This is a genomic window from Citrobacter youngae, from assembly GCF_003818115.1.
In the GTDB taxonomy this organism is placed as follows: Bacteria; Pseudomonadota; Gammaproteobacteria; order Enterobacterales; family Enterobacteriaceae; genus Citrobacter; species Citrobacter youngae.
This window is the reverse complement of sequence record NZ_RPOI01000015.1, coordinates 117,586-130,531: the sequence shown is the minus strand read 5'-3', so window position 1 is coordinate 130,531 and position 12,946 is coordinate 117,586. Positions and strand designations below refer to the sequence as shown.

The following is a 12,946-nucleotide window of genomic DNA, read 5'->3' as shown; positions in this document are numbered from 1 at the left end:
ATGATGTTTAAGCAATACCTGCAAGTAACGAAACCAGGCATCATCTTTGGCAACCTGATCTCGGTGATTGGGGGGTTTCTGCTGGCCTCGAAAGGCAGCATTGATTATCCCCTGTTTATCTACACGCTGGTTGGGGTGTCACTGGTTGTGGCGTCGGGTTGTGTATTTAACAACTACATCGACAGGGATATCGACAGGAAGATGGAGAGGACCAAAAACCGCGTGCTGGTTAAAGGTCTGATTTCCCCTGCGGTCTCACTGGTGTACGCCACCCTGCTGGGTATTGCTGGCTTTATGCTGCTGTGGTTTGGCGCGAACCCTCTGGCCTGCTGGCTGGGGGTAATGGGCTTCGTGGTCTATGTGGGCGTCTATAGCCTGTACATGAAGCGCCATTCCGTTTATGGCACGCTGATTGGCTCACTCTCCGGCGCTGCGCCGCCGGTGATTGGCTACTGCGCCGTAACCGGTGAGTTCGATAGCGGTGCGCTGATTCTGCTGGCTATTTTCAGCCTGTGGCAGATGCCGCACTCTTACGCGATTGCGATTTTCCGCTTTAAGGATTATCAGGCTGCCAACATCCCGGTACTGCCGGTGGTGAAAGGTATTTCAGTCGCGAAAAACCATATCACGCTGTATATCATCGCATTTGCTATCGCCACGCTGATGCTAACCCTGGGCGGCTATGCAGGTTATAAATACCTGATTGTTGCTGCGGCGGTGAGCGTCTGGTGGTTGGGCATGGCGCTGCGCGGTTATAAAGTGGAAGATGACAAAGTCTGGGCGCGCAAGCTGTTCGGCTTCTCCATCATCGCCATTACCGCGCTTTCCGTGATGATGTCCGTCGACTTTATGGTGCCAAACTCGCAGAACCTGCTGACTTACGTCTGGTAAAATCTGCTAATACAAAAAGGGTGCTTCGGCACCCTTTTTATTGGCAAGAAAGCTATTCAATCATATAGCCATTTCCCGGCCTTTGCTGACTCAATAATCATCCCAACTGTCAGAGGTTTTAACTCAATTTCGGGAGGCTCTTTTTTCCAGAAAGGGTATTCTTGTTCAATATAATTCCTCCCATCAAAATTCGAATATTCAATATCAAAATGTTCAAATAAATCAGCTAAAAAATCATATGCATCTTCCGGAACAAACTGAAAATCATCCTCCAGAGTCCATTCTTTAGTAACCTGCCTAAGACCAGGTCTAAACCAGCGTTCCCTGATTGGGTAATTCTTCATGATGTACTCAATAACTTCAGCTTCATAATTTCTCATCAGAAAGATGTCCACTGTATGCGATCTTTGGGTCGCGCGATGAGGTTGTATTTATCGCGGGTATGTTTTGTCACCGCGAACAAAAGCACGATTAACTGAGCATGCCCGATAAAAGGAACCCAACGACCTAAGTAAGTTGCTATTTGGTTTGTTGGAACCATCTTTAATTTGGAAAACTTCCCCATAGGAGCGTGTAGTCTTAAACCAAACGGGAACCGAGCCCCTTTCAGAAGTTTTCTACATAGAATTGATGCAATACTAGTGCCTGGGGTGTTTGTGGCTGCTGATAGTTTTCCTTTGACTGGAATAAATGGTTGGCCGATCAAAACCAGCGTAACAGCTTCCGTGGTGATACCTAATGAATCGGCCAACTGCTCGATGAATATCAAATCAAACAGTTCACCCGACGTTACGTTAGCGTGACCATGATACCAATAGGTTCCATTCGCTTCTTCAGTTGTGTCCATTCAATCACCCATTATGCCGTCTGCCGATCATTCCATGCGTCGGTATAGATAATGTTCCCGTCGCAATGCTTCCATGTAATTTTTTCGTAGCGTAACTCTATGGTTTCAAGGTGATTGTTGTTTTTGTCTTCTGGCCCAGCCATCGTCGGAGAGACCGAGACAATCCGCACGCCCTCGAGCAACATATTGAAATACTCCACTTCCTGACCGGCATCATTGATTTTGTACCAACGAATCTCTGCAGACTTAAGATTCTGACCAGAAGCAACAGCTTTGTATAAATAGGGACTCGAGTAGTCAAACTCTTTGACGATCATCATCGGTGAATGTTGGCGTGTGCCTGTTGGTTTACCCGTTGCATTATCAGTTGGAATAGAGAGATTGTGATGAAAACCTTTAAATTCAATACTGTATTCTCTTCCCTTTACGTCACACCCGCCCTTAATCAGCGCGCCACCATCGTCATAAATCCACATATTGCCTGGAATCGCCATTTTCCTTTTCCCTCTTTCCATTAGAAATAACCACAAAAAGACTACACCTGTAATTATCGCAAGTAAATTAGTTGCAACTGTAACTATTTAAGTTTCCGCGCTACACAATTCCACATATCGTAGAGGTTTACCGCACTCCTTCCCCGCTTTACACTAGGCGCGAAATTAATACAGAGGTGGGAATGAACGATTACAAAATGACGCCCGGTGAGTTGCGCGCCACCTGGGGTTTAGGGACCGTATTCTCGTTGCGCATGCTTGGCATGTTTATGGTTCTGCCGGTTCTGACCACATACGGTATGGCGCTACAGGGTGCCAGCGAAGCGCTGATAGGCCTTGCCATCGGCATTTATGGCCTGGCACAGGCCGTCTTCCAGATCCCCTTTGGTCTGCTCTCTGACCGCATTGGTCGTAAGCCACTTATTGTCGGCGGGCTGGCGGTATTCGTTCTCGGCAGCGTGATTGCCGCCCTTTCCGATTCAATCTGGGGAATTATTCTAGGCCGGGCTTTGCAAGGTTCCGGGGCGATTGCCGCCGCCGTGATGGCGCTGCTTTCCGACTTAACCCGCGAGCAAAACCGCACCAAAGCGATGGCGTTTATCGGCGTCAGCTTTGGTATCACCTTCGCCATTGCGATGGTGCTGGGGCCAATCGTTACCCATGCGCTGGGGCTCCACGCGTTGTTCTGGATGATCGCCGCCCTTGCCACCACGGGTATCGTGCTAACCATTTGGGTCGTTCCCAATAGCACCAGTCACGTACTAAACCGTGAATCGGGCATGGTAAAAGATAGCTTCAGCAAAGTGCTGGCGGAGCCCAAACTGCTGAAGCTTAACTTTGGCATCATGTGCCTGCACATTTTGCTGATGTCCACTTTCGTCGCGTTACCAGGACAACTGGCGAAAGCCGGTTTCCCCGCCGCAGAACACTGGAAAATTTATCTGGTGACGATGCTGCTGTCCTTTGTTTCCGTGGTGCCGTTCATCATTTACGCCGAAGTGAAGCGCAAGATGAAACGCGTGTTCCTCGCCTGCGTGTTACTGATCCTTATTGCAGAGATTGTATTGTGGAGCGCTAACATTCGTTTCTGGGGTCTGATTGCGGGCGTGCAGATTTTCTTCCTCGCCTTTAACCTGATGGAAGCCCTCCTCCCCTCGCTTATCAGCAAAGAGTCTCCGGCTGGCTATAAAGGCACGGCGATGGGCGTTTACTCCACCAGCCAGTTTCTTGGCGTGGCGATTGGCGGTTCGCTCGGCGGTTGGGTGGTCGAAATGTTTGATGGTCAGGCGGTATTCCTGGCTGGCGCGCTGCTGGCAGCAGTGTGGCTGTTGGTGGCAAGCACAATGAAAGAACCGCCGTACGTCAGCAGCCTGCGCGTGGAAATCCCACCTGAAATTGCTGCGGATGACACCCTGAAGCAGCGTCTGCTGGCAAAAGAAGGGATAAGCGAAGTGTTAATTGTGGCGAAAGAGCATTCGGCCTACGTGAAAATCGACAGCAAAGTGACCAATCGATTTGAAGTTGAGCAGGCCATCAGCCAGGCGTGATGATTGCCGGATGGCGACTATCGTCTCGTCCGGCCTACCAATAGCGTGTGCTACCTGTAGGCCGGATCAGGCATTACGACTTAATCGCGGAAGTTTTTAAACTGGAACGGCTGGCCGAGATCGCCACCGCGAACCAGCGCCATGACGGATTGCAGATCGTCGCGCGCCTTACCGGTCACACGAATTTCTTCGCCCTGAATCTGCGCCTGCACCTTCAGCTTGCTGTCTTTGATCAGCTTAACGATTTTCTTTTGCACTGCGCTTTCAATGCCTTGTTTAAGCTTAGCTTCAACAAACCAGGTTTTACCACTGTGCACGAAGGTCTCTGGTACGTCCAGCGACGTGCCTTCAATACCGCGTTTGAGCAGCTTGGCACGCAAAATATCCAGCAGTTGATTAACCTGAAAATCAGACTCGCTCAGCACCTTAATCGTCTTATTTGACTCATTCAGCTCAAAAGTGGCTTCAACGCCACGAAAATCAAAGCGTGACTCGACTTCACGGCTGGCGTTATCCACCGCGTTACGGGCTTCCTGAAGATCAACTTCAGAGACAATATCGAAAGATGGCATCTTTTCCTCTCCCTTCATTTTTGATGCGAAGCATAATACCTGCAAAGTTACTCAACAGACAGCGCTATACTAGGCTGTATCCTTTCATTGTACGTGGTAGTGACATCTGCGAACAATAATGGGGTGCGGTCGATATGGATTAACACCTGGTGCTGTTGCAGGTGAGGAGGAAGAATGAAAATTACCGTACTGGGATGTGGAGCGTTAGGGCAGCTATGGCTTACAGCGCTGTGCAAACATGGACATGAGGTGCAAGGGTGGCTGCGCGTACCGCAACCCTACTGCAGCGTAAACCTGATCGACACGGATGGGTCAGTTTTTAATGAATCCCTGACGGCAAACGACCCCGACTTTTTGGCAAAAAGCGACCTGCTGCTGGTCACCCTGAAAGCCTGGCAGGTTTCTGATGCGGTAAAAGGCCTGGCCGCAATTCTGCCCGAAACCACGCCCATTCTGTTAATTCACAACGGCATGGGGACGATTGAAGAGTTACATAACATTAAACAACCCCTGCTGATGGGCACCACCACTCACGCGGCACGCCGTGACGGGAACGTCATCATTCATGTCGCTCAGGGAACAACGCGTATTGGGCCGGCGCGTGAACAAGATGGTGATTTCAGCTATCTGGCTGAAACCCTGCAAGAGGTGCTGCCGGACGTCGCCTGGCACAACACCATTCGCGCCGAGCTGTGGCGCAAGCTGGCCGTCAACTGCGTCATTAACCCGCTGACCGCATTATGGGATTGCCCAAACGGCGAGCTGCGTCACCATCCGGAAAAAATAGCGCTCATCTGCGAGGAAGTGGCAGCGGTCATCGAACGCGAAGGCCACCACACATCAGCGGATGATTTACGCTATTATGTCGAGCAAGTGATTGACAGTACGGCGGAAAATATCTCATCTATGCTGCAGGACATTCGCGCCATGCGTCATACCGAGATCGACTACATTACCGGTTATTTGTTAAAACGCGCACGCGCGCACGGCATCGCCGTTCCGGAAAATGCCCGCCTGTTTGAAATGGTTAAAAGAAAGGAAAGTGAGTATGAGCGCTCAAGCACTGGTATGTCTCGCCCCTGGTAGTGAAGAAACCGAAGCGGTTACTACTATCGATCTACTGGTTCGCGGCGGAATTAAGGTCACAACCGCCAGCGTCGCCAGCGATGGCAACCTGACGATCGTGTGCTCGCGCGGTGTGAAACTGTTGGCGGATGCGCCATTAGTCGAAGTTGCTGACGGCGATTTCGACATTATCGTACTGCCCGGTGGTGTCAAAGGCGCTGAGTGCTTTCGCGACAGCCCTCTGCTGGTCGAAACCGTGAAGCAGTTTCATCGCTCCGGGCGCATTGTCGCGGTAATCTGCGCCGCTGCCGCGACCGTCCTCGTCCCGCACGACATTTTTCCCATCGGCAACATGACCGGTTTCCCGGCGCTGAAAGACCAAATCCCCGCTGATCAATGGCAGGACAAGCGCGTCGTGTGGGATCCGCGCGTTAACCTGTTAACCAGCCAGGGACCGGGAACCTCAATCGATTTCGGTTTGAAAATCATTGATCTTCTGGTCAGTCGTGAAAAGGCTTACGAAGTTGCATCACAACTGGTGATGGCAGCGGGAATTTATAACTACTACGAGTAAATCTTCAGGCCACTCCCTTATAAGGAATCATAATGAAAGGATATCTGAGTGGAGTGGCTTTATTGCTCCTTTCCGGTTATGCCACAGCGACGCAACTCGACATAAAGAGTATTGAGTATCGCTATCCCGGAAGCACTGAAATGCAATATCGCGTACCATGGCTTTCCTCGACGGATAACCCCAAGGTTGCGAAACGTATTAACGATTATATTTTCGCAACCTTTATCAATCAGCTACCGGGTAATACTCCGCAGGCCACAGTAAACCAGTTTGCGAAATCAGCCATGAATCCCACCGCAAACCTTAACTACACGGTTGAATTTCGCGACGAAAAAATCCTGACCATGAATATGTTTGTCGAAAGCTGCGGGGCATATTGCGAGTCGTTCAATGTGCCGATCAGCTTTGATTTAGCCAGCGGCGCAGCCATTACCCTTAACGATCTTTTCTCCCGCTCCACGATGGGTGAATTAAACACCCGTATCAGAAAAGATATCCGTGGCCAAATCGACACCTTTGTTGATGCGCATAAATCGCAAACACCAGAACAAATAAAAGAAGAGAAAGGCGAAGACTTTGACTATGCCGAATTCTACGCATCATGCGCAACCTACACCGACGGGTTGTATTACATCGACAAATTCTCCCTGCAAAAAGACCATCTGGTCTTCCTGAACGGGCGCTGTAGCAACCACGCCAGCCGCGCACTCGACGAGTTGGGTGATTTCACCACGAAAATCCCAACCGCGGAACTGCAAAATCGGCTCACGCCGTACGGCCAGTATCTGACTGGAGCAAAGAGTACAACACCGGTTTCGCCAGCGCCCGGCATTGACGGCAAAGTCATGTACGGCACGCTGGGAAAAAGCATGCGTATTGTGTTGAAGGTGGACTGCAAATACAGTGATTTTTTTGAAGGGGCTTACTTTTACCAGAAATTTGGCGCACCGATTGAATTAACCGGCAAGTGCGACACCGCCAACAATCAGCATTATGAACTGAAGACGTCTGCTGCTGAACAAGCGCAAGAGAAGATAACGCTGGAGTTAAAAGACGGAGTTTATCAGGGCGTCTGGGAGTCGAACGGGAAGACGCTTCCTGTGCGTTTTGAATAATATCGTTGCATTGCCGGATGGCGGCGCAACCGCCTTATCCGGCCTACAACACGGTGTTTACTCAATTACGGGCGATACACCTTCACGTTTTCAAAGCCCTGCTCGCGCAGATAAAGCGCCTGCAGGCGGCTCATCACCCCGCGTTCACACCACAGCAGCCAGGTTTTACTCTGGTCCAAATCGCCGAATTTAGTGCTCAGCTTGTAGAATGGCAGAGAAACGACGTCCACGCCGTCAACCTTCAGCGGTTTATCATCCTGTTCATCCACAGAACGGATATCCAGAATCACATCGTTCGGGCCGAAGTCGCTCACGGTTTCCACTTCTACCACGGTTTGCTGCGTCTGCTGGGCGATATCGCGAATATCAATATTGTTCGCTTCTTCAACCACTTTATCGAGGATAGAGAAATCGAAGTTTTCTTCTTCGGCCTCAATCTTCGATTTGATCGCTTTCACCGTCGGGCTTTTTGAAATTACACCGCAGTATTCCGGCATGGTACGAGCAAAATCCTCGGTGCCAATTTCACGCGCCAGATTGATGATGTGCTCTTTATCATGAGAGATAAGTGGGCGCAGGATCAGGGTGTCTGATACGTTATCGATCAAACGCAGGTTGGTCAGCGTCTGACTGGACACCTGGCCCAGTGCTTCACCGGTTACCAGCGCCTGTACGCCGTAGCGCTCAGCGACTTTCGACGCCGCGCGAACCATCATACGCTTGAGAACCACGCCCATCTGGCCGTCATCAACTTTCTCCAGGATCTCACCGACCACAGGTTCAAAGTTGATAGCAACAAAACGCACGCGATGCGAACTACCGAAGCGATTCCACAGGTAATGCGCCACCTGGCGAACACCGATTTCATGCGCAGCCCCGCCAAGGTTGAAGAAGCAGTAGTGCACGCGGCAGCCGCGACGCATCAGCATGTAGCTGGACACGCCGGAGTCGAAACCACCGGAGATCAGCGACAGTACGTCTTCCTGCGTACCAATAGGGAAACCGCCAATACCTTCATAGCGGCCTTTAACCAGCAACAGACGGTCGTTTTCGATTTCAAGATTAACCGTCACGTCCGGCTTCGTCAGCTTCACGCGCGCGGATTCAATATGCTGGTTCAGTCCACCGCCAACATAACGTTCCACCTCAATGGAGCTAAACTCATGCTTACCACGACGCTTAACGCGTACGCAGAAGGTTTTACCTTCCAGTTGGTCACGATACTGTACCAGCGCTTTCTCGAAAATATCGTGCATATCGGTAAACGGCACGTCTTCTACTTCGAGAATGTGGTGGATCCCCGGAATACGGGTCAGCGCGTCACGAATATCCAGACGTTGGGTTTCATCTTTAGCGCGAACCTCAACGTGATCCCAGTGGCGGACAACGGCAAGGTCTTCATCATAGTGCTTTAAAACGTTACGAATGTTCCCTGTCAGAATTTTTATAAAGCGCAAACGCACAGATTGGCTTTTGATGGTGATTTCTGGGAACAATTTAATGATAAACTTCATGGCGGCAATGGTTCTTAGGCAAGTCTGAATGACTTGTAATGGGAAAAAATACAGCAGCCCATACCCTGCGGCTGCATCCAGGCGCGCAAGTATACCACCATCATGGTCATCCTGTGCACATCGCCTTACCATTGCGCGTTATTTGCTTATCAGTGCGAGTCCGTTACCATAGTCTTGTGCTGCCAATACAGAGAGTCAGACATTCATTATGCCGAAGAAAAATGAAGCGCCAGCCAGTTTTGAAACAGCGCTGAGCGAGCTGGAACAGATTGTTACCCGCCTGGAAAGCGGCGACCTGCCGCTGGAAGAAGCGCTGAACGAATTCGAACGCGGCGTACAGTTGGCGCGTCAGGGACAGGTTAAATTGCAACAGGCTGAACAGCGCGTGCAAATCCTGCTGTCAGATACTGAAGACGCCGCCCTTACGCCTTTTACACCGGATAATGAGTAAATGGATTTTACGCAGCAGCTACAGGCTTGCGTTGAGCAGGCCAACCAGGCACTGAGCCGTTTTATCGCGCCACTGCCCTTTCAGAACACTCCCGTGGTCGAAACCATGCAATATGGCGCATTATTAGGCGGTAAACGTCTGCGCCCGTTCCTGGTGTACGCGACCGGCCAGATGTTTGGCGTCAGCCTGAGTACGCTTGATGCTCCCGCTGCAGCCGTCGAGTGCATCCATGCTTATTCACTGATGCACGATGATTTACCCGCGATGGACGATGATGACCTGCGCCGCGGTCTGCCGACCTGTCACGTAAAATTTGGTGAGGCAAACGCGATCCTCGCCGGAGATGCGCTGCAAACGCTGGCGTTCTCCATTATCAGCGACGCCCCGATGCCGGAAGTGTCTGACCGTGACCGCATCGCGATGATCTCTGAACTGGCTCAGGCCAGCGGTATCGCCGGTATGTGCGGCGGCCAGGCGCTGGATCTGGCAGCCGAAGGCCATCAGGTTGAGCTGGATGCTCTGGAGCGTATTCACCGCCACAAAACCGGGGCATTGATTCGCGCCGCCGTACGTCTGGGTGCATTGAGCGCAGGCGATAAAGGGCGAGAATGCCTGGCAATACTCGACAAATACGCAGAAAGCATCGGTCTGGCCTTCCAGGTTCAGGATGACATACTGGATGTGGTAGGCGATACTGCAACATTGGGTAAACGTCAGGGTGCTGACCAGCAGCTTGGCAAAAGTACCTATCCTGCACTTCTGGGTCTTGAGCAAGCCCGGAATAAAGCCCGGGATTTAATCGAAGATGCCCGCCAGTCGCTGAATCTGCTGGCCGCACAGTCACTCGATACCTCGGCACTGGAAGCGCTAGCGGACTACATAATCCAGCGTGATAAATAAACCAACATATCCCATGAGCTTGCGATGAGTTTTGATATAGCCAAATACCCGACCCTGGCGCTGGTCGACTCCACCCAGGAGTTACGCCTGCTGCCGAAAGAGAGCCTGCCAAAGCTTTGCGACGAACTGCGCCGCTATTTGCTCGACAGCGTGAGCCGTTCCAGCGGGCACTTCGCCTCTGGCCTGGGCACGGTGGAACTCACCGTCGCGCTGCACTATGTCTACAACACCCCGTTTGACCAGTTAATCTGGGATGTCGGGCATCAGGCTTATCCGCACAAAATCCTGACCGGCCGCCGCGATAAAATCGGCACGATTCGCCAGAAAGGCGGTTTGCATCCGTTCCCGTGGCGCGGTGAGAGCGAGTATGACGTACTGAGCGTTGGGCACTCCTCAACCTCCATCAGCGCTGGCATCGGTATTGCGGTTGCCGCTGAGAAAGAAGGCAAAGAACGTCGTACCGTATGTGTGATTGGCGACGGCGCCATCACCGCTGGCATGGCGTTTGAAGCGATGAACCACGCGGGTGATATTAAACCCGACATGTTGGTTATCCTCAACGACAACGAAATGTCGATCTCAGAAAATGTCGGTGCGCTGAACAACCACCTGGCGCAATTGCTCTCCGGCAAACTTTACTCCTCGCTGCGCGAAGGCGGGAAGAAAGTGTTCTCCGGCGTACCGCCGATTAAAGAGCTGCTCAAACGTACCGAAGAACACATCAAAGGCATGGTTGTTCCGGGTACGCTGTTTGAAGAACTGGGCTTTAACTATATCGGTCCGGTGGACGGTCACGACGTGCTGGGGCTTATCACCACACTGAAGAACATGCGCGATCTGAAAGGCCCGCAGTTCCTGCACATCATGACCAAAAAAGGTCGTGGCTACGAGCCGGCGGAAAAAGATCCGATTACCTTCCACGCAGTACCAAAATTCGATCCGTCCAGCGGATGCCTGCCGAAAAGCAGCGGCGGCCTGCCGAGCTATTCAAAAATCTTCGGTGACTGGCTGTGCGAAACCGCGGCGAAAGACAATAAGCTGATGGCGATCACCCCGGCAATGCGCGAAGGCTCCGGCATGGTGGAGTTTTCCCGTAAGTTCCCGGACCGCTACTTCGATGTGGCGATTGCCGAGCAGCACGCGGTGACGTTTGCTGCCGGTCTGGCGATTGGCGGCTATAAGCCGGTCGTGGCGATTTACTCTACTTTTCTGCAACGCGCGTACGATCAGGTGCTGCATGATGTCGCCATTCAGAAACTGCCGGTCCTGTTCGCTGTCGACCGGGCGGGTATTGTGGGCGCAGATGGGCAAACCCACCAGGGAGCGTTCGATCTCTCCTTCCTGCGCTGCATCCCGGAAATGGTCATTATGACCCCGAGCGATGAGAACGAATGTCGCCAGATGCTGTTTACCGGCTATCACTATAACGATGGTCCAACGGTAGTACGTTATCCGCGCGGTAACGCGGTGGGCGTTGAGTTGGCGCCGCTGGAACAGCTGCCTATCGGTAAAGGTATCGTCAAGCGTCACGGTGAGAAACTGGCAATTCTCAACTTCGGTACCCTGATGCCGGAAGCCGCTCAGGTCGCAGAGTCGATGAACGCCACGCTGGTGGATATGCGCTTTGTGAAACCGCTGGATGAAACGCTGATCCTGGAAATGGCTGCCCAACACGAAGTGCTGGTCACCATTGAAGAGAACGCCATTATGGGCGGTGCTGGCAGCGGCGTAAACGAAGTACTGATGGCACATCGTAAGCCCGTTCCGGTACTGAATATTGGCCTGCCTGATTTCTTCATTCCCCAGGGAACTCAGGACGAGGCTCGCGCCGAACTGGGCCTGAATGCCACCGGAATTGAGGCCAAAATCAAGGCCTGGCTGGCATAATCCCCTCCCCGCTCCTGCTATGCTTAATTCATCACGAGCTAAGCAGGAGTGGATTGATGAAATACAACATCTTAGGAAAAACCGACCTTCGGGTCTCCCGCCTTTGCCTGGGCTGCATGACGTTTGGCGAACCCAATCGCGGCAATCATGCCTGGACGCTACCTGAAGAAAGCAGCCGCCCGATAATCAAACACGCCCTTGAAGGCGGCATTAACTTTTTCGATACCGCCAACAGCTACTCCGCTGGCAGCAGCGAAGAGATTGTCGGTCGCGCGCTGCGTGATTTTGCCCGCCGCGAAGATGTCGTGGTCGCCACCAAGGTTTTTCATCAGGTTGACGACCTGCCGGAAGGATTATCCCGCGCACAAATCCTGCGCTCAATCGACGATAGCCTCAGACGTCTGGGTATGGACTATGTCGACATCCTGCAAATTCACCGCTGGGATTACAACACGCCAATCGAAGAAACGCTGGAAGCGCTGAACGACGTCGTTAAAGCCGGTAAAGCGCGCTATATCGGCGCCTCATCCATGCACGCTTCGCAGTTTGCTCAGGCACTGGCCCTGCAGAAACAACACGGCTGGGCACAGTTCGTTAGCATGCAGGATCACTACAACCTGATTTATCGCGAAGAAGAACGTGAAATGCTGCCGCTTTGCTATCAGGAAGGTGTGGCGGTGATCCCATGGAGTCCGCTGGCGCGTGGTCGCCTGACGCGCCCGTGGGGAGAAACGACGGCACGTCTGGTTTCTGATGAAGTCGGTAAAAATTTGTACAACGAGAGCGATGAAAACGATGCGCAAATTGCAGCACGGCTGGCCGGTATCAGTGAAGAATTAGGCGTCACGCGTGCACAGGTTGCGCTGGCCTGGCTACTGAGTAAACCCGGTGTGGCAGCGCCGATTATCGGTACGTCGCGTGAGGAACAGCTGGATGAGTTGCTTAATGCGGTGGATTTAACGCTGAAACCAGAGCAGGTAGCCGAGCTGGAAACGCCGTACAAACAGCATCCGGTGGTGGGATTTAAATAAGCATTGGCGATTGCTAATTGTAGGCCGGATAAGCATAACGCATCCAGCACTGATTGCC

Annotated in this window: 14 protein-coding genes; 9 read left to right on the top strand and 5 right to left on the bottom strand. The window is 52.1% G+C overall.

What is annotated here, in order from left to right; translation table 11 throughout:
- On the top strand, positions 1-891 hold the full coding sequence (gene cyoE, locus EHN13_RS12770; RefSeq protein ID WP_003835956.1) for a heme o synthase: 891 nt from the start codon (positions 1-3) through the stop codon (positions 889-891).
- A gap of 56 nt (positions 892-947) precedes the next feature.
- On the opposite strand, the gene EHN13_RS12765 is transcribed toward cyoE, so the two are convergent.
- The 3 genes from EHN13_RS12765 to EHN13_RS12755 are packed head-to-tail and all read right to left on the bottom strand — an operon-like array spanning position 948 to position 2,232.
- Positions 948-1,271 (bottom strand): DUF1493 family protein, encoded by a 324-nt coding sequence (locus EHN13_RS12765; protein WP_124021502.1) that lies wholly within the window; start codon positions 1,269-1,271, stop codon positions 948-950.
- Positions 1,271-1,738, bottom strand: a complete 468-nt coding sequence (locus EHN13_RS12760; RefSeq protein WP_048219487.1) for an STM2901 family protein — start codon at positions 1,736-1,738, stop codon at positions 1,271-1,273. The genes EHN13_RS12765 and EHN13_RS12760 overlap by 1 nt, the downstream gene beginning before the upstream one ends.
- A gap of 11 nt (positions 1,739-1,749) precedes the next feature.
- A complete protein-coding gene (locus tag EHN13_RS12755) occupies positions 1,750-2,232 on the bottom strand; it encodes an Hcp family type VI secretion system effector (RefSeq protein WP_003021598.1) in 483 nt (160 codons plus the stop codon).
- 182 nt (positions 2,233-2,414) lie between these two features.
- Between EHN13_RS12755 and EHN13_RS12750 the strand changes: the two genes are divergently transcribed.
- A complete protein-coding gene (locus EHN13_RS12750) occupies positions 2,415-3,779 on the top strand; it encodes an MFS transporter (protein ID WP_124021501.1) in 1,365 nt (454 codons plus the stop codon).
- An 80-nt stretch (positions 3,780-3,859) separates the two neighbouring features.
- Here the strand turns inward: EHN13_RS12750 and EHN13_RS12745 are convergent, their stop codons facing one another.
- A complete protein-coding gene (locus EHN13_RS12745) occupies positions 3,860-4,351 on the bottom strand; it encodes a YajQ family cyclic di-GMP-binding protein (protein WP_003831002.1) in 492 nt (163 codons plus the stop codon).
- A 174-nt stretch (positions 4,352-4,525) separates the two neighbouring features.
- Between EHN13_RS12745 and panE the strand changes: the two genes are divergently transcribed.
- The 3 genes from panE to EHN13_RS12730 are packed head-to-tail and all read left to right on the top strand — an operon-like array spanning position 4,526 to position 7,105.
- A complete protein-coding gene (panE, locus tag EHN13_RS12740; protein ID WP_040232714.1) occupies positions 4,526-5,437 on the top strand; it encodes a 2-dehydropantoate 2-reductase in 912 nt (303 codons plus the stop codon).
- Positions 5,400-5,990 carry a protein deglycase YajL gene (gene yajL / locus EHN13_RS12735; RefSeq protein WP_124021500.1) on the top strand — a complete coding sequence of 197 codons (591 nt, stop codon included), beginning with the start codon at positions 5,400-5,402 and terminating at the stop codon, positions 5,988-5,990. Before panE ends, yajL begins: the two co-directional genes overlap by 38 nt.
- Positions 5,991-6,022: 32 nt before the next feature.
- Positions 6,023-7,105, top strand: a complete 1,083-nt coding sequence (locus tag EHN13_RS12730) for a hypothetical protein (RefSeq protein ID WP_124021499.1) — start codon at positions 6,023-6,025, stop codon at positions 7,103-7,105.
- Positions 7,106-7,170: 65 nt separating this feature from the next.
- Here EHN13_RS12730 and thiI read toward each other — a convergent pair whose 3' ends face one another.
- Positions 7,171-8,619 (bottom strand): tRNA uracil 4-sulfurtransferase ThiI, encoded by a 1,449-nt coding sequence (thiI, locus tag EHN13_RS12725; RefSeq protein WP_124021498.1) that lies wholly within the window; start codon positions 8,617-8,619, stop codon positions 7,171-7,173.
- Between the two features lie 208 nt (positions 8,620-8,827).
- Here thiI and xseB point away from each other — a divergent pair, with 208 nt between their 5' ends.
- From xseB to yajO, 4 genes are read left to right on the top strand one after another with little or no spacing between them, the layout of a single operon-like run.
- Positions 8,828-9,070 (top strand): exodeoxyribonuclease VII small subunit, encoded by a 243-nt coding sequence (gene xseB / locus EHN13_RS12720; protein ID WP_038638224.1) that lies wholly within the window; start codon positions 8,828-8,830, stop codon positions 9,068-9,070.
- The gene (gene ispA / locus EHN13_RS12715) at positions 9,071-9,970 is read left to right on the top strand and encodes a (2E,6E)-farnesyl diphosphate synthase (RefSeq protein WP_048212434.1); all 900 of its coding nucleotides are present in this window, start codon (positions 9,071-9,073) and stop codon (positions 9,968-9,970) included. It abuts the gene before it with no gap.
- 24 nt (positions 9,971-9,994) lie between these two features.
- Complete coding sequence (dxs, locus tag EHN13_RS12710) at positions 9,995-11,857, top strand: 1-deoxy-D-xylulose-5-phosphate synthase (protein WP_124021497.1); 1,863 nt, start codon at positions 9,995-9,997, stop codon at positions 11,855-11,857.
- 56 nt (positions 11,858-11,913) lie between these two features.
- Positions 11,914-12,888 (top strand): 1-deoxyxylulose-5-phosphate synthase YajO, encoded by a 975-nt coding sequence (gene yajO, locus EHN13_RS12705; protein ID WP_101741804.1) that lies wholly within the window; start codon positions 11,914-11,916, stop codon positions 12,886-12,888.
- Positions 12,889-12,946 lie beyond the last annotated feature (58 nt).

Bases quoted from the DNA above. Each gene is read 5' to 3' on its own strand.
- cyoE (WP_003835956.1), top strand. From the start codon at position 1: ATGATGTTTAAGCAATACCTGCAAGTAACGAAACCAGGCATCATCTTT.
- EHN13_RS12765 (WP_124021502.1), bottom strand. From the start codon at position 1,271: ATGAGAAATTATGAAGCTGAAGTTATTGAGTACATCATGAAGAATTAC.
- EHN13_RS12760 (WP_048219487.1), bottom strand. From the start codon at position 1,738: ATGGACACAACTGAAGAAGCGAATGGAACCTATTGGTATCATGGTCAC.
- EHN13_RS12755 (WP_003021598.1), bottom strand. From the start codon at position 2,232: ATGGCGATTCCAGGCAATATGTGGATTTATGACGATGGTGGCGCGCTG.
- EHN13_RS12750 (WP_124021501.1), top strand. From the start codon at position 2,415: ATGAACGATTACAAAATGACGCCCGGTGAGTTGCGCGCCACCTGGGGT.
- EHN13_RS12745 (WP_003831002.1), bottom strand. From the start codon at position 4,351: ATGCCATCTTTCGATATTGTCTCTGAAGTTGATCTTCAGGAAGCCCGT.
- panE (WP_040232714.1), top strand. From the start codon at position 4,526: ATGAAAATTACCGTACTGGGATGTGGAGCGTTAGGGCAGCTATGGCTT.
- yajL (WP_124021500.1), top strand. From the start codon at position 5,400: ATGAGCGCTCAAGCACTGGTATGTCTCGCCCCTGGTAGTGAAGAAACC.
- EHN13_RS12730 (WP_124021499.1), top strand. From the start codon at position 6,023: ATGAAAGGATATCTGAGTGGAGTGGCTTTATTGCTCCTTTCCGGTTAT.
- thiI (WP_124021498.1), bottom strand. From the start codon at position 8,619: ATGAAGTTTATCATTAAATTGTTCCCAGAAATCACCATCAAAAGCCAA.
- xseB (WP_038638224.1), top strand. From the start codon at position 8,828: ATGCCGAAGAAAAATGAAGCGCCAGCCAGTTTTGAAACAGCGCTGAGC.
- ispA (WP_048212434.1), top strand. From the start codon at position 9,071: ATGGATTTTACGCAGCAGCTACAGGCTTGCGTTGAGCAGGCCAACCAG.
- dxs (WP_124021497.1), top strand. From the start codon at position 9,995: ATGAGTTTTGATATAGCCAAATACCCGACCCTGGCGCTGGTCGACTCC.
- yajO (WP_101741804.1), top strand. From the start codon at position 11,914: ATGAAATACAACATCTTAGGAAAAACCGACCTTCGGGTCTCCCGCCTT.